18 protein-coding genes and 2 pseudogenes are annotated in these 20,861 nt (G+C 58.4%); 7 read left to right on the top strand and 13 right to left on the bottom strand.

The window, feature by feature from the left end; translation table 11 throughout:
* Positions 1-15 precede the first annotated feature (15 nt).
* Positions 16-1,020, bottom strand: coding sequence for a tRNA dihydrouridine(20/20a) synthase DusA (dusA, locus tag H7847_RS09715; protein WP_227269289.1), 1,005 nt, complete (start codon positions 1,018-1,020; stop codon positions 16-18).
* Positions 1,021-1,415: 395 nt separating this feature from the next.
* On the opposite strand from dusA, the pseudogene H7847_RS09710 reads away from it, so the two are divergent.
* Positions 1,416-2,300 (top strand): annotated as a pseudogene (locus tag H7847_RS09710) (IS5 family transposase).
* 203 nt (positions 2,301-2,503) lie between these two features.
* Here H7847_RS09710 and H7847_RS09705 read toward each other — a convergent pair.
* A complete protein-coding gene (locus tag H7847_RS09705; protein WP_227269288.1) occupies positions 2,504-2,929 on the bottom strand; it encodes a GNAT family N-acetyltransferase in 426 nt (141 codons plus the stop codon).
* A gap of 409 nt (positions 2,930-3,338) precedes the next feature.
* Between H7847_RS09705 and H7847_RS09700 the strand changes: the two genes are divergently transcribed.
* Both H7847_RS09700 and H7847_RS09695 read left to right on the top strand, forming a co-directional pair.
* The gene (locus H7847_RS09700) at positions 3,339-3,821 is read left to right on the top strand and encodes a hypothetical protein (protein ID WP_227269287.1); all 483 of its coding nucleotides are present in this window, start codon (positions 3,339-3,341) and stop codon (positions 3,819-3,821) included.
* Positions 3,822-3,896: 75 nt separating this feature from the next.
* Positions 3,897-5,924 carry a sigma-54-dependent Fis family transcriptional regulator gene (locus H7847_RS09695; RefSeq protein ID WP_227269286.1) on the top strand — a complete coding sequence of 676 codons (2,028 nt, stop codon included), beginning with the start codon at positions 3,897-3,899 and terminating at the stop codon, positions 5,922-5,924.
* 71 nt (positions 5,925-5,995) lie between these two features.
* On the opposite strand, the gene H7847_RS09690 is transcribed toward H7847_RS09695, so the two are convergent.
* From H7847_RS09690 to H7847_RS09650, 9 genes are all read right to left on the bottom strand, one after another.
* Positions 5,996-7,039, bottom strand: a complete 1,044-nt coding sequence (locus H7847_RS09690) for an NAD(P)-dependent alcohol dehydrogenase (RefSeq protein WP_227269285.1) — start codon at positions 7,037-7,039, stop codon at positions 5,996-5,998.
* A 60-nt stretch (positions 7,040-7,099) separates the two neighbouring features.
* Positions 7,100-8,737, bottom strand: a complete 1,638-nt coding sequence (gene groEL / locus H7847_RS09685) for a molecular chaperone GroEL (RefSeq protein ID WP_227269284.1) — start codon at positions 8,735-8,737, stop codon at positions 7,100-7,102.
* 75 nt (positions 8,738-8,812) lie between these two features.
* Entirely contained in the window at positions 8,813-9,631 is an 819-nt protein-coding gene (locus tag H7847_RS09680; protein WP_227269283.1) for an iron-sulfur cluster assembly protein, read from the bottom strand.
* A gap of 4 nt (positions 9,632-9,635) precedes the next feature.
* Positions 9,636-10,661 carry an amidohydrolase family protein gene (locus tag H7847_RS09675; RefSeq protein ID WP_227269282.1) on the bottom strand — a complete coding sequence of 342 codons (1,026 nt, stop codon included), beginning with the start codon at positions 10,659-10,661 and terminating at the stop codon, positions 9,636-9,638.
* A gap of 87 nt (positions 10,662-10,748) precedes the next feature.
* A complete protein-coding gene (locus H7847_RS09670; protein WP_227269281.1) occupies positions 10,749-11,120 on the bottom strand; it encodes an MmoB/DmpM family protein in 372 nt (123 codons plus the stop codon).
* Positions 11,121-11,138: 18 nt separating this feature from the next.
* Positions 11,139-12,203, bottom strand: a complete 1,065-nt coding sequence (locus tag H7847_RS09665) for an aromatic/alkene monooxygenase hydroxylase subunit beta (RefSeq protein ID WP_227269280.1) — start codon at positions 12,201-12,203, stop codon at positions 11,139-11,141.
* Positions 12,204-12,255: 52 nt separating this feature from the next.
* A complete protein-coding gene (locus H7847_RS09660) occupies positions 12,256-13,317 on the bottom strand; it encodes an NADH:ubiquinone reductase (Na(+)-transporting) subunit F (protein ID WP_227269279.1) in 1,062 nt (353 codons plus the stop codon).
* An 89-nt stretch (positions 13,318-13,406) separates the two neighbouring features.
* The gene (locus H7847_RS09655; RefSeq protein WP_227269278.1) at positions 13,407-15,071 is read right to left on the bottom strand and encodes an aromatic/alkene/methane monooxygenase hydroxylase/oxygenase subunit alpha; all 1,665 of its coding nucleotides are present in this window, start codon (positions 15,069-15,071) and stop codon (positions 13,407-13,409) included.
* Between the two features lie 1,028 nt (positions 15,072-16,099).
* Positions 16,100-16,402, bottom strand: coding sequence for a hypothetical protein (locus H7847_RS09650; RefSeq protein WP_227269277.1), 303 nt, complete (start codon positions 16,400-16,402; stop codon positions 16,100-16,102).
* A 32-nt stretch (positions 16,403-16,434) separates the two neighbouring features.
* Between H7847_RS09650 and H7847_RS09645 the strand changes: the two genes are divergently transcribed.
* The 3 genes from H7847_RS09645 to H7847_RS09635 are packed head-to-tail and all read left to right on the top strand — an operon-like array spanning position 16,435 to position 18,055.
* Positions 16,435-16,713, top strand: a complete 279-nt coding sequence (locus tag H7847_RS09645) for a hypothetical protein (RefSeq protein WP_227269276.1) — start codon at positions 16,435-16,437, stop codon at positions 16,711-16,713.
* 2 nt (positions 16,714-16,715) lie between these two features.
* Entirely contained in the window at positions 16,716-17,846 is a 1,131-nt protein-coding gene (locus H7847_RS09640) for a WD40 repeat domain-containing protein (protein ID WP_227269275.1), read from the top strand.
* A 26-nt stretch (positions 17,847-17,872) separates the two neighbouring features.
* On the top strand, positions 17,873-18,055 hold the full coding sequence (locus H7847_RS09635; RefSeq protein WP_227269274.1) for a hypothetical protein: 183 nt from the start codon (positions 17,873-17,875) through the stop codon (positions 18,053-18,055).
* Here the strand turns inward: H7847_RS09635 and H7847_RS09630 are convergent.
* The gene (locus H7847_RS09630; RefSeq protein WP_227269273.1) at positions 18,052-19,008 is read right to left on the bottom strand and encodes a hypothetical protein; all 957 of its coding nucleotides are present in this window, start codon (positions 19,006-19,008) and stop codon (positions 18,052-18,054) included. The genes H7847_RS09635 and H7847_RS09630 overlap by 4 nt on opposite strands.
* A 125-nt stretch (positions 19,009-19,133) precedes the next feature.
* Between H7847_RS09630 and H7847_RS09625 the strand changes: the two genes are divergently transcribed.
* Positions 19,134-20,435 carry an RNA polymerase factor sigma-54 gene (locus H7847_RS09625; RefSeq protein WP_227269272.1) on the top strand — a complete coding sequence of 434 codons (1,302 nt, stop codon included), beginning with the start codon at positions 19,134-19,136 and terminating at the stop codon, positions 20,433-20,435.
* A 102-nt stretch (positions 20,436-20,537) separates the two neighbouring features.
* Here the strand turns inward: H7847_RS09625 and H7847_RS09620 are convergent.
* Positions 20,538-20,666, bottom strand: a pseudogene (locus H7847_RS09620) (IS5/IS1182 family transposase); the annotation flags it as partial.
* Positions 20,667-20,861 lie beyond the last annotated feature (195 nt).

Below are 20,861 nucleotides of genomic sequence, written 5' to 3'. Positions count from 1 at the left end.
CGTCCTGACGCCCGCCTAGCTTGCATGGCGCGCCTGCGGCACGATCTGTGCCAGTGCCTGCTCTACCAGATCGGGTCCGGCCCCGGGCCGATGCGCCCCTTCCGAGAGCAGCCGTCGCCAGGCCCTTGCCCCGGGTCGGCCGGTGAACAGCCCCAGCATATGGCGCGTGACCTGCGCCAGTTTACCGCCCGCGCTGACATGCGCCTCGATATAGGGCAGCATCGCGCGGGCGGCCTCTTCGGCGGTCGTGCCCTGGTCTTTGCCAAAAATCACCCGGTCCGCGTCACACAGGATATCTGCGGGAGTGTGATAGGCCGCGCGCCCGATCATCACACCGTCAAGCCCCATCTCCAGAAAACCTGCCGCCTCTTTCAGCGTCGTCACACCCCCGTTGAGGGAGATATGCAGATTGGGGAAATACTCCTTCATCTTCATCACCAGCGGATAGTCAAGCGGCGGGACCTCGCGGTTCTGCTTGGGGCTCAGCCCCTGCAACCACGCCATACGGGCGTGTATGGTAACCCGTTCGCAGCCAACCGCAACAATGCGTGCCAGGAAATCCGGCAGCACGTCCTGAGGGACCTGATCATCCACACCGATCCGGCACTTCACGGTCACTGGCACGTCAACCGAGGCGCGCATGGCGGCCACGCAATCGGCCACAAGGGCCGGTTCCTGCATCAAAACAGCCCCGAAGCTGCCCGACTGAACCCGATCCGACGGGCAGCCCACGTTCAGATTGATCTCCGCGTAGCCCGCCTCCTGCCCCAACCGGGCGGCTGCCGCCAGTTCCCGCGGATCCGACCCGCCGAGCTGCAACGCGACCGGATGTTCTTGCGGTGAGAACGCGAGCAGGTGCACCGCCCCCCCCCGCACGAGCGCCGCCGAGGTAACCATTTCGGTGTAAAGAAGCACCTCGCGACTGAGTTGCCGATGCAAGACACGACAGTGACGGTCTGTCCAATCCATCATAGGCGCACAAGACAATCTCGCTGCCGCAGTGGCTGCGTTGTTGGGCATTCTTGGTTCTCCTATGGTCCGCGATCCGGTTTTCGGGACCATGTTGCACACATACCGCACACGGATTGGGCCGGTCTAGCCCCTCGCGAGCGGCGACAGGCCAACGGCGGCAATTAGGTAGGTTTCCATTCTGGGCACGTCTTCTATCGCTCGACCCAGTCGGAGATAAACTTTGGGAAAGGCATCAGAAAACGCTCTTGTTCGTTTGTACGTAGCTTGCAGAGAAACTGGTAACATATTGGTGCAGGTGCAGTATCGATCCATTCCTCCATCGGTCGCGGAGCGTTCGAATCGAGATCAATGGCCAATACCCGACCTTCATGCCGTCAGCAGGCTTTGTTGCACAAATCGGATGAGGGATTCATGTTGTGAATCCAGCGTGGTAGCTGATTTGCATGAGCAGACCCACACCCCCTACCTACAAGACGAATAACTGGCCAGCCTATAACGAAGCGCTCAAGCGCCGGGGCTCGCTGACGATCTGGTTCGATCCCACCGTGAACTGGGATGCCGTGCCGACAGGCAGGCGCGGGCGTCAGCAGACCTACGGTGATACCGCGATCCAGACGTGTTTGACGATGAAGGTCCTATTTGGCATGGCTTTGCGGCAGACGACGGGCTTTGTAGAAAGCCTTTTGCGGCTGGTCGGCCTTGACTGGGCCGTGCCTGACTTCAGCACACTCAGCCGCCGTCAAAAGACCCTGGCCGTCAACATCCCGTATCGCGGATCAAAGGGACCGCTGCACCTGCTGATCCCCTCTCATGGTTTGCAAGCAAACCACTGCCGGGCAGTGGACAGCACCGGTATCAAGGTCGAGGGCGAAGGCGAGTGGCACGCCCGCAAGCATGGTGGCCCCAAACGACAGGTCTGGCGCAACATCCATCTCGGGATCGACAAGGAAACAGGAGGTCCGCGCCGGCGAGATCACAGGGAGCCATATCGGTGACGCACCGGTGCGACCCGACTTGCTCAGCCAGACCCCAGAGGACGAGCAGATCGGCAGCGTCACTGCCGATGGTGCCTATGACACACGCAAATGCCACGACGCCATTGCCGACCACGGTGCCCACGCTGTCATCCCGCCCCGAAAGAATGCGAAGCCATGGAAGGCAGTCACCGCCGGAGCCGCGTCGAGACGAAAATGCATTGCGTGAAACTGCTGGGCCAGAGGCTCATGGCAAGGGACTGCGACCGCCAGGTCGCGGAGCTTCAGGTCCGCATCGCCGTCCTAAACGGCTATACGGCTCTCGGCATTCCCGTCACGGAAGCTGTAGGATAAGCCTGTCCGGGGAAGGGGTAACCTCGCCCATAACCCGATTTGTGCAAAAGAGCCTATCGCCAGCATCAAATGGTCAATATCTTTCACAAAAGCTCCGACAAACCGATCAGTTCCGCGGGGTATTTGCCTTTACACCGCCCCCCCCAAGAGTCAGCCTCACTTATCCAATCATGCAGGTTAAAAAATCAAGTGGCGACCTTCTGTCATGGTGCATAACACATGCGAATGACTTCATGGCCCGACGTGTCGTCAAATCGCCTGCCAATTTCAAAAAAGCCAATTTTCCGATAGAACGCGTGACCGGCTCGATTGCGGGCAAAAACATCCAATTTGACGGTACCCAGGCTAGACAAGACGTGGCTCAACAGCGCACGCCCTATCCCGCGGCTCTGATGTTCGGGCAGGACATAAAGGCCAGCTATTTCGCCCTGCAAAACCGAAACGAACCCGACCGGCAAATCTTCGTCCTGCCAGACCCATGTCTCGGCCAGATCTATGAAACGCTTCCGTATCACATTCTGCAGGCTGTCCAGATAGGCGCCGCTTAGAAAGGGGTGAGATGTCTGACTTGCAAGACGCCAGATAGATACAATCGCCTCTGTATCTTGGAATGCAAAGGCCCGGATCATACAGAAAAACCACCTTTGAAACCGAAGCGGGGCGATTTGCAGACTTATCTTTGACAGGCGTTAGAGGCAGCGCCCGAACTGGTCTGGACCCCAGCTACGCCCGCACCGAAAACCATTCGAAAAAACGCCACGCGCAATGTGAAAATCTGCCGCCAGTCTGAACGAACAGACCGGCCCACGCAATGCAAATTCCTGCTTCACGGTTTCAGGTTCGCCTTATTTTGTTGATCTTTGCGGCCTATCCACGTAAGCTGACCAGCACAGATGTAGTTGTGAAGTCGGTCGCAATTGGTCACAGTAACGCATTCGCTGTCTGAGCTCTTGAGGAGGAGGCTTGGACGTCCAGCAATGACATTGGCCTATGTTCACGCGACGCTGCGGAGCGGCATCTGGGGAGGAAGACAGACAAATGGTTGATATATTTTCCAAAAAAGAAGGCCCACGACGTGAAGATGTAGTGGCCAAGCGCATCATAAGCGAAAACAGGCAAACAATTCACCGTCTCGCGGATCAGATCAGCGGTGGAGGGTTTTCCAGATCACGTGCGGCCATGACGCAAGCGAAAGAGGCGCCCAAATCCGATGGGCTCAGCATCCATCTGCTTGAGCGTACCAGCAGACCGGCGGAGCCCGAACCCGTTCTCAAGATCAGTCTGAATGGCCGAGTTGTGATCATGGATGCAAATTCCGGAAAGCAACTTGTGTTCCTGGGTGAGATGCGCCGCAAGAACGGTCAGAAATACTTTGCACTTGCGACCAAGAAGAACGGTTTTTTCTCGCCGCTGGATGAGGAAACGCATGATCGCCTCACAGAGTTTGACGGCGTGATCATCGAGACGCGTGATATCGAGGATAAGTTTTCCGACGTTATGAAAGATCGACTGGGTTTGTAGAACAACCTTAATCGTTCGCTGCTTTCTCCTGAGCAGGCATGCCATGCAATGGCTGAACCTTGTGGATGAGATTTGATGCGATCAACCTACTTCCGTCCCAGAAGCCGCAAAACATCCACCCAGACACCCTGGGCCGGTGACACCATACAACGCGATACGATGCGCGCCTGGGAGAGCTTTGTCGATCGCGGCGTGGCAAGCGCGGACATCGAAAATTCCGTAAGAGCTGAAATCCTGGAATCCTGGGCACGCTGTACGGATCATGGTATCAATGCCCTTTGCCGTTCGACCCCTCAGAAAATGTCTCAGGACAGCGTGCAGGAGTTGCGGCGCAAAAACCGCGCTTTGTGTCGTGCTGCAAAGTATGCGTTCCAACGCTTGGCGCCACATCTGAATGAATCACGGGCGATCCTTCTGCTGACCGATCAGAAAGGAACGGTGATCGAGGCAACCGGCGATTCCAAAACGCTTGATACTGGGCGAGAGATCGGCCTCGAAGTCGGCGGGGTCTGGGATGAAGCCGTCATCGGCACCAATGGGATCGGCACGGCCCTCAGAACCGGCATGCCCACGTACGTTCATGCCTCCGAACATTTTTGCCAGGGTATAAAGGCATGGACCTGCGCCGGCGTGCCCATTTTCGACCCGCTCGACAGGACGGTGATCGGGGTCGTGGATTTGTCCGGGCCGCCCGATATCTTTCGCCGCCACAACGTGGCGCTTGTCGTTGCCGCAGCGCGCGAGATCGAAATCGCACTGGCGGAGCATCAACGCGACGAACGCACCTCGCTCCTGGAGGCGTTTATCGACCTGCCGAACCCGCGCGACAAGGACGACGCTATCATTCTGCTCAACGAGTCCGGCCGGATTGTCTACAGCAAGAACACGGAAGCTGCAGGTAATGGTCGCAGCGGCGATCTGCTTGTGGGCCGACAATTGCTGAGCCTTGACCCTGGCATGTCCGACGGCGAAGTCGCTGCAGCCTTACCTGCGGGACTGACGACCAAGGCCATCGATATCCTGAAGGCCGGCGCGGGTGTGCAGGGGGCAGCGCTGATCCTGCCGCGAAAAACCTCTGCTGCCAAAATGCCCGCAAACCCGGGTGGCATCAAGATTTCGCCGCGTCGAGGTGTGGAAGAACAGGAGATACAGATCATCGGCGAGTGCCCCAAGATGCTGGAGACACTTGAGTTTGCGCGCCGTGCCGCTCAGGCCAAGGTCACGGTTCTGGTGCAGGGCGAAACCGGGGTCGGCAAAGAGCTCTTTGCGCGTTTGATCCACAGCCATCATAGCCGCCAAAACGCGCCTTATGTGGCGGTGAACTGTGCCGCTATTTCCGGCGAGCTGATCGGGGGCGAGCTTTTCGGGCATGTTGCCGGAGCTTTCACCGGCGCCCTTCGCGAGGGCAAGCCGGGCAAATTTGAGCAGGCCGACGGCGGTGTGCTTTGCCTTGACGAAATTGGCGACATGCCGCTGGAGCTTCAGAGCTATCTGTTGCGCACGCTGGAACAGCGTGCGGTTTACCGGGTCGGTTGCCACAAGCGTCGGGCGATCGACGTGCAGCTTGTGGCCATCACCAACCGCGACTTGCGGCAGGACATCGAGGAAGGCCGCTTCCGTCGCGATCTGTTCTACCGCATCGGCACCATCATCATCGACGTCCCGCCCTTGCGCGACCGCGGCCGGGATATCGATCTGCTGCTGAGTCATTTCAACCAGAAGCTTTCAAAAAAGTTCGATCGCGCGCCCCTTGTTTTTGAGCCGGAGGCTGTCGCTGCCTTGCGCGATTACCAGTGGCCGGGAAATGTGCGCGAATTGCGCAATGTCATTGAAAGGATTTGTCTTTTGCACAATGACACGGTCGTCACGCTGGCGGATCTGCCGAGAGACATCACCGAACCGGATACGAGTCTTCTTGCGACCGGGTCCAAGAGCTACGTGACCACGGACGACATGGATCTCGATCAGATTGAATCGCACGCGATCCAGCGCGCCATCAAGATGTCCGATGGCAATCTGACCAAAGTCGCTGCCTCCTTGGGTATCTCGCGCCCGACCCTCTATCGGAAGATAAAGCAATACGGGTTGGAGCGATGCAAGTAGACCCCGCCTAGTGCACACCCGGCTCGGCCGGAGACGTCCTCCAGCCACCGCGACGGGCGTCGCAACCCGCGTTAGGGGACGATGACACCCCGACCGGTGAAGCGACGGTTCTTGAAGTCATCGATGCCCTTGTTGATATCGTCCAGCTTGTATTCGGTGTAGTGCATCTTGACCAAACCGTCGGCATTCAGCTCCATCAACTCGACCAGTTCGGTGTAATCGCCCACCAGGCTGCCGCCGATCTTGATCTCGTTAATGACCAGTTCCAACGTCGGCACCTCAATCGTGCCGCCATAGCCGACGACGATCAACTCGCCGCCCTGGCGCAGCAGTTTCCAGCAAATGTTTTCAACACCCAATTCACCGACGAAGTCGATGACCACATCACTGCCGCCGCCGGTTGCCTCCTTGACCTGCTCGATCAGATCCGCCCCGCCGTCCAGCACGATATCCGCGCCCAAATCCTTGGCCAGGGCTTGGGCGCCTGGCTCCCGGTCAATGGCGATGACCCGCGCGCCGCAGAGGTTCTTCAGGCATTGGATCGCGATATGACCCAGACCGCCGACACCCAGGACCGTCACATACCCTCCCGGATTGACCAGCCCCGCCGCTCTTTTGGCGGCGCGGTAGGCGGTGATGCCCGCATCCGCCATCGGCGCCACCTCAAGCGGCGTGATGTTGGTGTTCAGCTTGATGACAGAGCTTTCGTTGGTCACGAAATACTCGGCAAAACCGCCATCCAGCCCCAACCCTGGAAAGAGCCCGTGGTCGCAGTACATGTCGTGGCCATAGCGGCAATTGAGGCAGATCCCGCAACTGCGATGCGGATGACAGATGACCGCATCGCCCGGTTTGACCGAGGTCACGTTGGATCCGACATCCTCGATCCAACCGGCGTTCTCGTGCCCCATGACATAGGGCAGCAATCCACCATCGGCGTCCATCACGTCTTTCCAGACCCCTTCGATGATGTGCAGATCGGTGCGGCAGAGCCCCGCCGCGCCCACCTTGACGATGACGTCATCCGGCCCGTTGACCGTCGGGGCCGGGACATCCTCGATCTTGAGCTGAACGTTCATCTCGGGGTCGTAGTCGTATAGCCTGGCAGCTCTCATATCGTGTTCCTTTTCTGCGCTGGACTGGACGGCAGCATCTTTGCTGCGCTCAAGGTGAGGTCAGGGACGGCCCAGTAGCTCGGCACCGCCGCCCAGGGCCGGCCCCTCCGTGGGGTCGGCCTCCCCCTCCTCAAGATCACCGACCAGCGTCTCGGTGGTCAGGATCAACGTGGCGACGGAGGCTGCATTCACCAGCGCGCTGGCGGTGACCCTGACGGGGTCGATGATGCCGGTTTCGAACATATCGACAAAGGCGCCGCTGTTGGCGTCATAGCCGTACCCCGACTGGCCATCGGCGACCGAGGCGATCACCGCATTGGGGTCCGCACCCGCGTTGCTGGCAATCCGTTCGGCGGGGCGCGTCAGCACCGACCGCACCAGATTGACCCCCGCGCAGATGTCGCCTTCGTTGCCCGATACGAGGTCCTCCAGCGTGGATCCGATTTGGGCCAGCGCCGTGCCTCCGCCGGCCACGACGCCGTCCTCCGCCGCGGCCTTGACCGCACAGAGCGAGTCTTCGATGAGCTGTATCTTGCGTTTCTGCTCCACCGGTGTGAAACCGCCCGCATAGATCACGGCCGTGCCGCCCGACAGTTTCGAAACCCGCTCGCGCAGCTTGTCCTGTTCGATATTCGGCGGGGCCACGTCATGCTGGCGCTGCACCTGATCGCGCCGCGCCCGGATCGCATCCGCATTGCCTTCGCCGCGAATGATCGCGGTAAACGAAGCGCTTACCTTGACCTGCTGCGCGCCACCCAGCTGGGCCAGCGTGACGTTCTCGATTTTCTTGCCCAAGTCGCGGGCCAGAACCTCGCCATTTGTCAGGATCGCCAGATCATCCATCATCGCCGCCCGCCAGTGCCCGTATTCCGGCGGGTGAACGATCAGATACTTGCCGGCACCGCCGCCATCCATCAGTGAAATCACCACCTCCGGCGCGATCTCCTCGGCCACAATAAGCAGGGGCCGGGCCTCTTCCTCCGCAATCCGCCTCGCATTCTTCAAGATGTCGGGGTTGAGGATTTTCTGGTCGGTCAAGAGGATCAGAGGGTTGTCGAGCACCGCTTCCATGTTTTCCTGATCGGTCACCATATGATGCGAGATATAGCCGCGCTCAAAGGACATGCCTTCGACAACCTCCAGCGTCGTGTCGATGGTCACAGAGAAATCCGCGGTGATCACACCGTCCTTGCCGACGCGATTGAAGGCCTCGGCCACCAGAGACCCCAGTTCCGTATCGGTGGCGGATACGCGTGCAACCGCATTCAGATATTCAGGATGGTCGTCGCAGGACCGCGAGGAGGTATCCAGCCCTTCAATGATGCGTTCCACCGCCAGCTCTATGCCCTTGCACAGATCGACCGGCTTGACCCCCTGCTCAGTTATCTTCACGCCTTCCTGGATCAGGGCGTTGGCCAGAACGATCGCCGTCGTGGTGCCGTCGCCGGCCACCTCATTGGTCTGCATCGACACCTCCCGCACCACCTGCGCGCCCATGTTCTCGAACCGGTCCGGCAGTTCGATCTCGGAGGCAATGGTCACGCCGTCTCTGGTGATCAGCGGTGTGCCGACCGGGCGGTCGATCATCGCGTTCAGCCCCTTGGGGCCAAGCGTCGGCTCCACGGCTGCCGCCAGTTTGCCAACGCCGCGCGCCAGTGCAGCCCGGGCGGCCCCATTATGTGTCAATAACTTAGCCATCTGTCTCTCCCTGCCGGAGCATGGTCCTCCGGTCATGTTCTGGTGTTAAGTGTTCGCCGCCGAGCCGAAAGCGGCTCAGCGCGCGCCCCCGGCTTCTGCCGGAGTGGATTCTCGGGGCGGCACCCGGTTCTGAATGAAATCGACCAGCGTCGGACCGTCCGCACCGATCCTGACTTCCTTGTAGCGGGTCGATTGCAGACCACGGCAGAGGGCGCCGTTGAATTCCATATTGATCCGAACGCCACGCAACCGCGCCAGATAATCGCGCAACCCCTGGGTCTCCAGACGCGCACCTTCCCAGGTGACAAAGGCCGGATCATCGGGCCTTAGTGCCAATCCGCGTGCGACAAGCAGTTCGCGATACCTTGGCTTTTGCCGGGCTTCCTCCTGTCCCTGGAATGTGACGCCATCGAAGATCTCCAACGTCATTCCAACAATGTCGTCACCCGTGAAGCCACGTGCCTCAAGCCCAAGCAGCACCACTTCCTGACGCCGAATAAAGGCCTTCTCCTGGAATGTCAGGCGCACGCTCTCCAGATCGCCGCCATCACAGTATTCCGCGAAGACTTCCGCGAATCTCCTCGAACCGTTGACGCCTTCATTGACGCGATCAGCGAAACAGTGATCGTTCAGCGTGATGCGGGTGGTCTTGACCCAGGGCAACCTGCTGACGGCGATGCGCACATCGAAGCCCATCAGGAAGGCAAAATTGGGCGAGCACCAATAGGTGGGAAGCCGAAAATCGACTTCCACCCGTCCGCTGTCCTGATCCACCCCGATCCGCTCGACAAATCCCATATCGGTGATGGGTTCATCGAGCTCGGGGTCGGTCACCCGGTGCAGACAGTCCCAGACCTCTGCTTCGAGCTCCGTTCTGTGTATCTCGGAAAACATCGCGTTACTCCGCCGCAATCTGCACCGGTGCGGCGCTCAGCTGCTTTTTCTTGGCAGATACGTCGATGTCGTAGAGCTTCGCCGCATTCAGACCGAGGATCTTCTCCTTGATCTCATCGGTCAGCTGCACGCCGCCACGTTCAGCTGAAATATCCTCCGGGATCTGGTAGTCCCAGAGCTTTTCAACCTGCCACTTCGGCGTCCAGATCGCGTAGTCCGATCCGAAGAGGATCTTGTCCTCGCCGATCCACCACAAAAGCTCGGCGATCACCTCGCCGAAATAACGCGGTCGGGAATGGATGAAGGGCAAGGCCACCGCGAGACCGGCGTAGACATTGGTTTCCTGTGTCGCGATCCAGCAGAAATCATCCAGCCGTGGCAATCCGCAGTGTTCAATGATCCAGTTGAGGTTTTGAAAATCTGTTGCGGCATGGTCCACGTCGTGCACATCGAAGGCATCCTTGCTCAGCGGGATGATTGTCGGGCCCTTGTGGACATGGATATTCCTGATGCCGAGCTTGTCGCAGAGCTCGAAACACCGGTAAGCGGCGGGATCGTTCAGCGCCCAGCCCTTGCTCTCGCCGTTCCATTCGGCGGTGTACATCTTCACCCCCTGAATATCGAAGGTCTCTTTCATGTAGTGAATATATTCTAGCGCCTTTTCCCCATCTCGCGGATCGAACGATCCGTTGATGATGAACCGCTCGGGGTGCCGCTCGGCCATCGTGGTGCTGCGCTCGATGCTGGAAAAACCGTTCTTGTAGAAGTCTTTCAGATAGGTGGACTGGATGATGGCGACATCATCCGGGCCGTCGATAAAGAGGTCGCGGTAAATGTCATCCTCTGAGTATTTTTCGAACCGCTCCTTCTCCCACAACTCCTCGGGCGGGCTCAGGTTGGTATGATAGGCGTAAAAACAGTCGATGAACTGTTTGCCGTGTACATTGCTTTGGTTTTCAGGGCTGCCGTCCCAGAAATGGGTGTGGCCGTCCACAATGAAGATTTCCTTGCCGTCCTTGGTGACAAACATTTGTACCTCCTGGGAATTTTCGAATGGTGATCTTGAAGATTTGGGCGACAAACCCGGCACGAGACCGGGTTTGCGGTGTGTTTCGCGCTATTCAATATACTCCATCACATCGTCCATATTGCCGAGCAGAACCACGGTGTTATCGTCCACCCGCACCATGCGTCCGTAGTGGGTCGATGTGTTGACCTCGAATGTCTCGGCCGTCATTTCGCGGCCCAGGTATTCGCCGATCTCATCCATCTTGAAGACCAGTTTTCCCTCACCATCCACACGGATCGTTGCGGGGTTATGGGTCACGGTGACGTTTGGATCTTCATCCATGAATTCCGCGATGGCACGGGCCTCGACGGAATCGTTCATGGTCACCCCGCATTGATGCGAAATCGTCTGATCAAAGGTGATATCCTTCATGGATTTGAAGATGTTCTGCTTTGTTGCGTCACGAGCTGTTGTTGACATTGCTAAGTCTCCCTTCAATCAGCGGGTCAGGCCGAGTTCATTCAAGATCTGGCCAAGCCGCTCGTGCGACACGGCTTTGACATCTTCGAATGAGACCGGTTTGGAATGGGGCTGCGACCAGATCGGCTGCAAGGCCGCGGCGGCCTTGTCCGCCAGATCGCCGTGCTTTTTCACCCAGGACTGCAACAGCGCCCTGTTGTGTGACCCATGTTCTTCGTCGTTGACCAGCAGGTACATCAGGTCGATGGCATTGGCCAAATTCCGTTCATAATCGGCCTCGGCGGCCGAAATCACCGGGGGCGTAATGAAATCGTTGTTCGCAGCGGCCGCCTGCATCAGGAACCCGGAGCGGAACAATTCACCAACCAGAGGCTCGAAGACCAGATTGATGGCGAAGTACTGCTCGAGGTAATCCTCGCTGCCCATGATGGTCTCGACCGCTTCGCGGGTGGGCTGCCAGATCGGATCTTCAAGCCAGGCCTTTTTGCCCAACTCGTCATCCCAGCCGTCGATGTCCATGCCGATCTCGGCAAGATAAAGCGTGATGTCCTGCGACAGACGCATCTTGTAGGAAGAATTGGTCAGCGTCGCATTGTTGATCATCTGCGTGTAGCCGTAGCGCTGCGCCTGCATGAGCGAGGTGCCCAGCCCGAATTCCGCGTGTTTCCAGGCGCCCAGATGCGCTTGCAGAATGCGGTTCCAAGCCTTGTCAAAAGCGGCCGGCGCGCCAGCCTTGCGCGCATTGCTGATCACCGACTGAACCATGGTGCAGATCTTGGACTGGCGCTGGTAATGGGTGCGTTCCCACTCCTGATCAGGGGCTCGGAAAGCATGCCAGTTCGAGCTTAACGCCGCCGTGTAGTCTTTCTGATAGGCCCCACCCCCTTTGGCGCCGCCGAAGTCGATGATCCAATCCTGGATCAGGTACCGTTCCGGATCGGGCTGCACGTCGACGGTGACGTCTTCGTAATGTGTGGCGCGTTTGCCTCTGGGTTCGAAGTAATTGTACTTGCGGCTGGTTGATCCCACGAATGTGGCCGAACCTGCGGCGCCGGAGCCGACGGAACTTGATGTTGCTACCATGATAGCCTCCCTTGGTTGGTTAAATCTACGCGACTAGCGATCAGCCCAAATGTCAGTGCAGGGCCGATGAACCGGAAGTTGGCGTAAACTTGTCGAAGAAAATCCGTTCGGTTTCGAAACCGTTCATGAAGAGCACCGGGGTGAGCGCGTCGATCATCGGGGGAGGACCACAGGCGTAGACATCGCCTTCGCTATCGACGTCCAGCTCTTTCAGGCGACGATCGACACACTCATGTACAAAACCGCGCTCCCCCTGCCAAGTTTCATCCTCCTCGGCATGGCTCAACACGGGGATGAAGGTGACCTGCGGGTGCGTCTTGGTCAGTTCCGCGATCTCATCCAGTTTGAACAGATCATCCTGCGTACGTGCACCGTAGAAGAACAGCACGGGTCGGTCTTCGCCGCTGGCCATATGATCGTGCAGGATGGACCAGACCGGCGACATGCCCGACCCGGCGCCTACAAGAATTACCGGTCCTTCTCGGTCTTCGCGTCGGAAGCACATTCCGAAGGGTCCGCTGATCGAGACGGAGGCGCCTTTTTTGATGCCGCCGGCGTCGAGCTCGCCCGAGAATTTCCCTTCGGGGTATTTTTTGATGATGAAGGAGAGTTTTTGGGCTTCGCTCGGCGGATTTGCCATGGAGAACGAGCGTGTAATCGCCTCCCCCGCTTCGGTGGTGACCGTGATGTCGACATATTGGCCTGCCCAGAATTTGAGCGGCCCGTCGATTTCGATGTCCACGCCGCGGATGTCATGGGTGAGTTTCCGGAAATCAACGATACGCCCGTCAAAGCTCTTTACCGGGATGGATTTCGACAGAAGCTCCTCGTCGTAATTCAGAAGGTCGATTTCCACGTCGCTATAGGCAACGGTCCGGCACATCAGGATATGCCCCGATTCCTTTTCGTAATCGCTGAGGGCGAAGGTCGAATATTTCAGCATTTCGGTGTCGCCCGCGTTCTGGACGCATTTGCAGGCCGAGCATTGCCCTTCCTTGCACCCATGCGGCAGCGCGATGCCCTGACGGAACGCCGCGTCCAGGATCGTCTCGTCTTCCTCGACCTCGAATTCCACACCAACCGGCTCAAGTCGGACGTTGTAGGTCTCACTCATTTTCAAGTCTCCTGCGATCCGGACCGGAGTGCCGGATCTCGGTTCAGTGCTGGGGGTGTCGAGGCCGCGAACGGCCTCGACAGGTGTTTTCAGTTGCAGGGGTTGATGGTGAAGCCCGCGCGATATTCCGCGAGATGGGCCTCGCGGTCGCTTTCGGACATGGCACGCAGCGCTTTGAGCGGTGAGGCCAGGGTATGTCCGCGCACGTCATCGAGCGTCCACATGTCCTTGTTGTCAAAGCGCAGATGCGGTTGCGGCACCAGCGTCTTGCCATCGTCCCGGACAAAGTTGAGATCGACGATCGCATCCGCCAGATCCCAGCCATCGTAGACGGTTTCCCATTCCCGCTTGCCGGAGAACTTGCCCATGGCCGGGGTTGGACGCCCTTGATACTCATTCGCGAAGGCTTCCACCGCCGTCCAGCGGTCCAGTTCATGCGCGAAGGTGTGAAGCTTGCCGTCGATTTCATCGACAACGGTATCTTCGCGGATCAGGCAGGGCACCAGGCACGACCAGCAGCGATGCGGGTAGACGTAGCCCACCTCTTCGTTGAAGGTCAGGACCTTCTGGCCGGGCACACTGAGTTTTTCGTACCACTTCCAGAAGTCGCCGAACTCCGCGTACCAGCCCGGGTACTTGTGCTCGAACCACTCGAAGTCCTTGTCGGTCTGGGCCTCGATCCGCCAGAAGTTGACCGGCCAGCCCACGGCGAAGAACTGCGCGACCTTATGGACATAGTTCTTTTCGGTGATCCGCTTCCAGGCTTCCTGAACATCGTCGTGGTGGATCTTCACGCCATACTTCTCAAGTGGCAGCATGTACGTCCGGTAGTAGTCTTCGAAGATCCAGCGATGCCACATCTCCGCGTAGGATTCCTTTTCCTTGTCGCGGTTCGTGGTGCCATATTCGATGAACGTGCCGATGGCCGCATCGACGATGGCGTGGTTTTGCCAGAAGGCATACCGCAGGTCCCGCTCCAGGAGCAGATGGTTCTCTGGCTCTTTTAGAGCAGCCATCAGCAGCGAGTGGCCGTTGCCGATATGGCGGCTTTCGTCCGACTGAACCGACAGGAACACAGTTGGCAGCGCATAGTCCCCGTTGCGCGCGGCTTCCGACGGCATGGCCACAAACAGAGTGTTGGTAAAGGCCGTTTCCGCCACAACCGTCAGATACATGCAGGCCGCGGTCATCGTGTCACCGGTGATGAAGCCTTCGCCGAACTGACGACCGATCGTGGTCGCATAGCACTTACCAAAGGCTTCTTCGGTGATGTCGAACCCGGCAGGGTCGATGTAGTTCTCCATGTACCACTTCTTCAGGTTCATCTGAATCGTGGAGTGCCGGAATTCATCGACCATCTGCATGGTGAACCCCGTCCGCAGGTCTTCACCCGGTGCCAGACGCGCGACCATCGCCATAGACCGGGCCGCAGAGATTTCCGGGAAGGGGATGATCGCGAGGAACAGCTTCATCCATTCGATCCAGCGCGGCTCGACATTGCTGAACATGTCACCGCGCAATGCTGCATCCAGCGCACCGTAAACCCGGTTGTCCTTTTCTTCTTCCATCGGGAAGTAGGACCGAAGCACCTGTTTCATCGGATCGCGTGGAGCTTTGGTGATCTTGTAGTCTGTCGGGAAGGTATTGGCTTCCTGAACATAGGTGGGGTTCCAGCCCAGATCAGAAATCTTCTTGGTGGCTTCCCCCACCGAGATCCCCCGTTGGGAGGTGATCTTGTTTAGCGTTATCGCCATGCCATGAGTCTCCTTGTGGTTTGACCGACAGGATCGGTCTTTTGGAGGCAGCAAATGCTGCCGGTTGCCTGACCAGCTCCTCGGCGAGGCGCAAACATGCGCGGCCGAAAGAGCTCGTCATTCACATCACGGCAAAGGTTGGAGGGAGCAGTATCCCGGCAATGACCCGGCCACCCATTCGCGAGGTGGATGCGCGCACTGTCTGGAACCTTCTCCCCATTCCTTCGTTCTTGACGGCTTCCATGTGCTGGAAACGCGGCGTTATGCAGGGGGAGCTGCAAGTTCCGTGCCAAAATTGGGATGGCGCTTCAAAAAATTTGAGAAAATTTTAAAATTCCGCTCAACCCGTTGTTTTCAAGGGCTTTAAAAATTGGCTCTTTTTGAACTGCGCGAAACAACACTCTGCGCTTCGGTCTTCGCAAACCGCCGATGTGTTTTGAAACTTTACAGGTCGTTACACCGCAGGGGCGTTCTCCTCATCCTCGGCTTTACACATCAAGTTGGCGGCCGGTGCGGTCGGAGGGCTGTCATAGGAACACTTGGCGAGGAGACCGCCTTTGATCGGTCCGGATTGCTCCCGGCACCTTCGGACCAAATCCACCAAGATTTGGACCATGCGCCGCCCCAACAAGCCTCGCAGTTTCGGCCAAGTGATTCGGGTCAAATCAGGGCGGCGATTGCACCGTATCAAGGGCAATGTGAACTTATGAAACCATTGGCGTTACACTGCGTAACGAAGCGATACGAACCTGAATCGCCGAGCCGAAAAAACGCGCAATAAACGACCTTACTTGCACCGCGCCTTCTTCGTCACGGGCGCGCGAAGTGTTATCCTTCGGACGGCGGAGAAGCCCAGGCGGCGCCCGATTCAGATCTATCCGTACTGATCGGACAAGGCGCATCAACGCCAATGCCGGGGGCCCTGAGCGCGCGGCTCCGCTGTCTTGATATCTGCGAAAGGGTCAGGCGTGACGCAGGCGGCAAAAACAGGTTTCACTCTAGGGGGATGCGCCCTGAACGCTGTCAGTTCAGTTGGGCCGGCCGACCGGTTTTGCCGCCATCATATTGTCCCAGATGGCAGAGACATCGCGGCTCATCTGCTGGTGGACCTCGTGCAATATCTGATCCCGCAGATCATCATCAAGACCTGCAAGCTCATCTTGTGCGGCGACGAATTTTGCCGGCTGGGGATCGGCCACAGTATTCGCATCGGCTCGTGCAATGCCACTCTCTGCGCCGGCAAGTCGTGTGCTGACCTTGCCCAACGCGACGAAGAACCGCAGTGTCGCGTCCCTTTCCACAGCGCGGCCTCCCCCTGCCACATTTTTCACCTCTCACCTCCCACTTCATAGAGGACAGCTGAATGACCGGTCAATCCAACACCCTCGACAGCCTGTTCCAGAAGCGGATGTCGTTGATCAGCGCCCTATCCCAGGCCAATGCCGACTGTTTGCGCGCCCTGCAGATGCAGAGCGGCAACAGCGTTTTGTTGATGATGGAATACCCGTGTCCCTCGACTGCTGCTGCACAGGACCAGACAGACGACGACGTCGATGCCTGTCGCAAACGGATCGACACGCTCGAAGAGGAGCTATTGCAGTTGGACCGAAAGATCGAACAAGCGGCACAAGAAGAGGGCTGAGCATGGGTGAACACGACACATCCGGATTGAAGCTGTTTGACCTGCTCGCACGGCAGTGGACTTTGCAGGAGGCCGTGGTTCAGGTGGCGTTCAATCACGAGGATACCGCGGTGCTTTTCAGGCTGGCTTCGGGAGAGATCTCGCTTGCTGCGCTGAAGGACGCCGAGAGCCCGAAAATACGTACACGTATGGAGCTCGAGACCGGACGAACCACGATCAGACCGCGCGAGAACCCCGTTGCACCCGTCATCTCGCCTCAACTGCTTTTGGATCGCAGCTTGCCGGTCACGCGCTTCGGCAGCCAGGGCTTTGCGGGTGTAGACACGCAGGGCAGCCTGGTGCAAATCACCGCGGGCGGTCAGGTGGTCCCCAAAGCCACGCCCGGCGATACCACCGTTACCTCGATATGCAGCAGCCCGTCAGGGGAACTGATATCTATTGCCCGGGGCGCGACATTGTCCCTGCACAATCCGCCGGATATGGAAGTACTTGCCCAGGTCGATCCGGGTCACCCCGTGACCTGCCAATCAATTTCCTCTGATGGTACGAAACTCGCGGCCTGGGGCAAGGGTCGGCTGAGCCTCATCAATCTGAAGGACACATCAGGCACCGACTGCCACATCCGTTGCGACGGCCCGGTGACCGATATCGTCTGGAACGACACAAGCGGCCATCTCGCCTGCGGGTCAAGCAACAGGCATTTTCACATCATCGATCTGGCCTCGCAGCACGTCCAACGTGTCGAAGGGTATCCCGCCCCTGTGCGCACCGTCGCCTTCAGTGAAAAGGGAAACGCTCTGGTCACCTCCGGCGCCTATCGTCTGGCCGGCTGGTCCAGCACGGATCTGCCGCATGACGATCTGCCGGGGACGCCTTTGTCGACCGGCAAGCCGGGGCTTGTCGTCATCGATACCATTGCCGCCCACCCCACCTTCGATCTGATCGCGACCGGCTATGCCAACGGTCTTGCAACGATCGCGCGTGTGGGAACGCCCGAGGAAATGATGCTGCATCACGAAACGGGGACGAGTGTGAGCGCTTTGGGGTGGTCAAGAACGGGCGAGCATCTCGCCATGGGCTTTGCCTCCGGCAAGGCGGCCATCGTGACCTTCCCCGCGCAACTGTTCAAATAACACCGTAGTCCAGACTGGAGACACCAATGGAAGAGAAGTTGTCGAAAGAAGAAATCAACAAGGACAGGCTGTTTGCAAAACTTGCCGAACTCTCAGAGGAGATGATCGAGGATCATGGCAAGGATTTTGCCATGGGGGCCCTCGTCCTCGCCGCACAGTGGATTGCAAAGGGTGAAAGCGGTCCGCCGCAGACAGACCCACGCCACTAGGGGTGTCGTGCAACAGCCGCGGCATCTTCCGTCGCCCCGCCGGCAAGGCTCCACCGCAGCTGATCCACCGTGATCTCGGAGATGCGCGAGGTCCACGCCCCCAAATTCAGACCGTCCTCAGCGCCAAGATGCTCCGAGATGGAGTCCAGATCTTCGCGCAGATCTTTTTGAAGCACATGAGAATAGGCACACATCTCGTGCAATCGGAATGTCACGAAAAAATGGCAATCACTGCTCTCGCGAAAGCTGCCCGGCGTGCCGTTGAGCGTTGGCTGAGATGGCGGGCGAAACGAGGTGTGCACTGCTGTCCCCAGGGTGGCTTTGACGCTTTTGCGCCAGGTTTCGTATTCACCGCTTTGGTCGAATTCCAAACCTGCCCTGTAAAGCTGCTCGGTCACCGCTCTGAACGCCCTGCCGCCGGCAATGTGGCGTCGCCAGAATTCGTTTGCCTCGTCAACGGTCGCACAGGCCACGAAGCGCCGCGCGAGTTTAGGGCGGGAGAGAAATGCGAGGGCCATATCCACATCTTCGGATATCGACCGGGCAATCTGCATCGATGGCGAGGGCAATTGTGTCAGAGACAAGAGCCGCACCGCATCCAGCTGTTCGATCATGCGAAACGTCAGCGCGTGGAGTGCCTCCCATTGCTGGCGGATCAACCGCGTCCCCTGCATCTGCATTGCAATTCCGGCACTCTCGCGCAGCGATGCGATCCAGATCACCGCCTGGTCGAACATGAAGACGCCATCCATCGGGATGCTGTCAATCTCATCGGTGCAGTGGTCGACCGTACAGTATCCCCGCAGACGGCAGATCGTCTCTTGCCATGCCGCGTCCAGATCCAGACCGCGCGCAGACCACATCTGACGGGTGCGCGCCAGCAGCTGCGGCGACATTCCCGCATAGTATCGCTCCAGCGACACCGGCGTGCTATGTCCAGAAAGCTGCGGCATCGTTCCGTTATCCAAGCCCGGTCATCGACAGCCTATCAGAGCGCACCCTCCGGGCAATGGTCCGCAGCGGCAAATCGCTGCATCTGCGCAGTTTGCAGGGTATACTGGCATATCAGGGGCAATCCATGTCGGTGAATTTTTCACAGGTCCAGCGCCAAGGCAAGGTCGTCAGCAAAGCGATGATCCAAACAATGGCGATCCTGCGGATGAACCGAGCGGAAATGCAGGAATTTCTGGCGGGTGCTCTCGAGAGAAATCCCTTTGTCGAACTCAAAGACGGTGAAAGCGCAGCACTCGGTCCGATACCCCAAAACAGTTCCGACTTTTTGACGGACGTGCCGGAGGCAGATGATCGCGGCATTTTCCGACATGTTTTCAAACAGCTGCCTTACATCTGCTACTGTGCAAGGGATTATGACATTGCTCTGGCCTTCGTGCAGGAACTCGAACTCAGCGGCTGGCTCGGTGCGTCGGTGGAAGAGGTCGCCGCCACATCAGGTTTCGACTTGCGCGACTGCGAGGACATGCTGGGTCGGCTGCAAACCTTGGACCCCGCAGGCCTTTTTGCACGAAACCTCAGGGAATGCATCACCTTGCAGGCCGCTGAACGGGGCCAGCTGGATGATACCATGCGCACCATCATCCTGCATCTCGATGCCTTGCGGCGCCTCGATCCGGACCAGATGGCGCAGCGCGTTGGCTGCGATAGAGCCGGCCTCCTCAAACGTGTCCAATACATTCGACATATGGATCCAAAACCCGGCGCAAGGTTCGACTTTCACGAAGCGCCGAGCAAGAGCGATGACGCGACTGTATCCATGGTCGATGGAGAACTGACCGTCGAGCTGAACACGTCCAGCTTCCCGGAGATCAGAGTGCTACACCTCGACACGCTCAAACAGAGCCATGATCGCCATCACCGAGAGTTGCGGCACCTGATAGAGGAAGCGCGCTCGCTGAAAAGGGCGTGCGAGCTTAGAAACACCACAACACTGTCTTTGGTGTCGGCGATGTTCATGCGCCAGCATGCGTTCCTAGAGGCCGGTTTTCCCGCGCTGCGCCCGATGCGGATGCATGAGATTGCGGATGATATCGGCGTAAGCGAGTCCACGGTAAGCCGGATTTTAAATGGGCTGACGATATTTTGCGGCCAGAGGTACGTTCCCGCGCGAGCATTGTTCTGCAACGCGGTGCCCTATGGCGACGCTCCGCAGACAAAACACGCTGCGATGCATAAGATCCGGCAGTGGATCACGAAAGAGGACAAGAGGTTTCCCTTAAAGGACCAAGAGATCGTTGAGCGGCTCCGGGAAACGGGATTGTCGATTTCACGTCGGACGGTCAGCAAATACCGCGATGAACTCGGGCTCTTTGCCCCCGGCCAGCGTCGTAAGGCGGGCAGTGGTTCAATGTGGAAAAACCGATGAACAGCACAAGAAATCAAAAAGAGGGGGAAACAGAGATATGGTAGCAGCAATCCATAGTGATGCATGCCACCACTTTAGCACCTAGATTGATCGCTGTTGGCATGCTTTGAGGTAAGCCGCATCGATCAGGAGTGTCTTCGCTTCGCCATGTTCGGAGGCAAGCCCAGCCGCAATATCGGCGAAGCCACCCTTATCGCTCTATCGCGTCCAGCCGTTGTAAAGCGTCTCCGGGGCTGACGTAATCTCGCTGGAGCCACGGCTCCTTCACCTGGTGATGGCCTGCTGCCGGTTTTGTGGGGACCGAGCTAAGGTGTTTATGCAACTGGAGCATTTACATGACGAGAAGCATGTTCCGCAGTGAGTTCAAGCAGGAAGCGGTGGAATTGGTGACGAAGCGTGGTGTCAGTGCGGCACAAGCTTCGAGGG

The organism is Roseobacter weihaiensis, assembly GCF_020622345.1.
Classification (GTDB): domain Bacteria; phylum Pseudomonadota; class Alphaproteobacteria; order Rhodobacterales; family Rhodobacteraceae; genus Roseobacter; species Roseobacter weihaiensis.
The sequence above is the reverse complement of the archived record's forward strand: the minus strand, read 5'-3'. Positions and strand labels throughout refer to the sequence as shown.

Bases quoted from the DNA above. Each gene is read 5' to 3' on its own strand.
- H7847_RS09705 (WP_227269288.1), bottom strand. From the start codon at position 2,929: ATGATCCGGGCCTTTGCATTCCAAGATACAGAGGCGATTGTATCTATC.
- H7847_RS09670 (WP_227269281.1), bottom strand. From the start codon at position 11,120: ATGTCAACAACAGCTCGTGACGCAACAAAGCAGAACATCTTCAAATCC.
- H7847_RS09655 (WP_227269278.1), bottom strand. From the start codon at position 15,071: ATGGCGATAACGCTAAACAAGATCACCTCCCAACGGGGGATCTCGGTG.
- H7847_RS09625 (WP_227269272.1), top strand. From the start codon at position 19,134: ATGTCGGTGAATTTTTCACAGGTCCAGCGCCAAGGCAAGGTCGTCAGC.
- H7847_RS09680 (WP_227269283.1), bottom strand. From the start codon at position 9,631: ATGTTTTCCGAGATACACAGAACGGAGCTCGAAGCAGAGGTCTGGGAC.
- H7847_RS09645 (WP_227269276.1), top strand. From the start codon at position 16,435: ATGACCGGTCAATCCAACACCCTCGACAGCCTGTTCCAGAAGCGGATG.
- H7847_RS09665 (WP_227269280.1), bottom strand. From the start codon at position 12,203: ATGGTAGCAACATCAAGTTCCGTCGGCTCCGGCGCCGCAGGTTCGGCC.
- dusA (WP_227269289.1), bottom strand. From the start codon at position 1,020: ATGCCCAACAACGCAGCCACTGCGGCAGCGAGATTGTCTTGTGCGCCT.
- H7847_RS09630 (WP_227269273.1), bottom strand. From the start codon at position 19,008: ATGCCGCAGCTTTCTGGACATAGCACGCCGGTGTCGCTGGAGCGATAC.
- H7847_RS09660 (WP_227269279.1), bottom strand. From the start codon at position 13,317: ATGAGTGAGACCTACAACGTCCGACTTGAGCCGGTTGGTGTGGAATTC.
- H7847_RS09695 (WP_227269286.1), top strand. From the start codon at position 3,897: ATGCGATCAACCTACTTCCGTCCCAGAAGCCGCAAAACATCCACCCAG.
- H7847_RS09690 (WP_227269285.1), bottom strand. From the start codon at position 7,039: ATGAGAGCTGCCAGGCTATACGACTACGACCCCGAGATGAACGTTCAG.
- groEL (WP_227269284.1), bottom strand. From the start codon at position 8,737: ATGGCTAAGTTATTGACACATAATGGGGCCGCCCGGGCTGCACTGGCG.
- H7847_RS09635 (WP_227269274.1), top strand. From the start codon at position 17,873: ATGGAAGAGAAGTTGTCGAAAGAAGAAATCAACAAGGACAGGCTGTTT.
- H7847_RS09640 (WP_227269275.1), top strand. From the start codon at position 16,716: ATGGGTGAACACGACACATCCGGATTGAAGCTGTTTGACCTGCTCGCA.
- H7847_RS09700 (WP_227269287.1), top strand. From the start codon at position 3,339: ATGGTTGATATATTTTCCAAAAAAGAAGGCCCACGACGTGAAGATGTA.
- H7847_RS09675 (WP_227269282.1), bottom strand. From the start codon at position 10,661: ATGTTTGTCACCAAGGACGGCAAGGAAATCTTCATTGTGGACGGCCAC.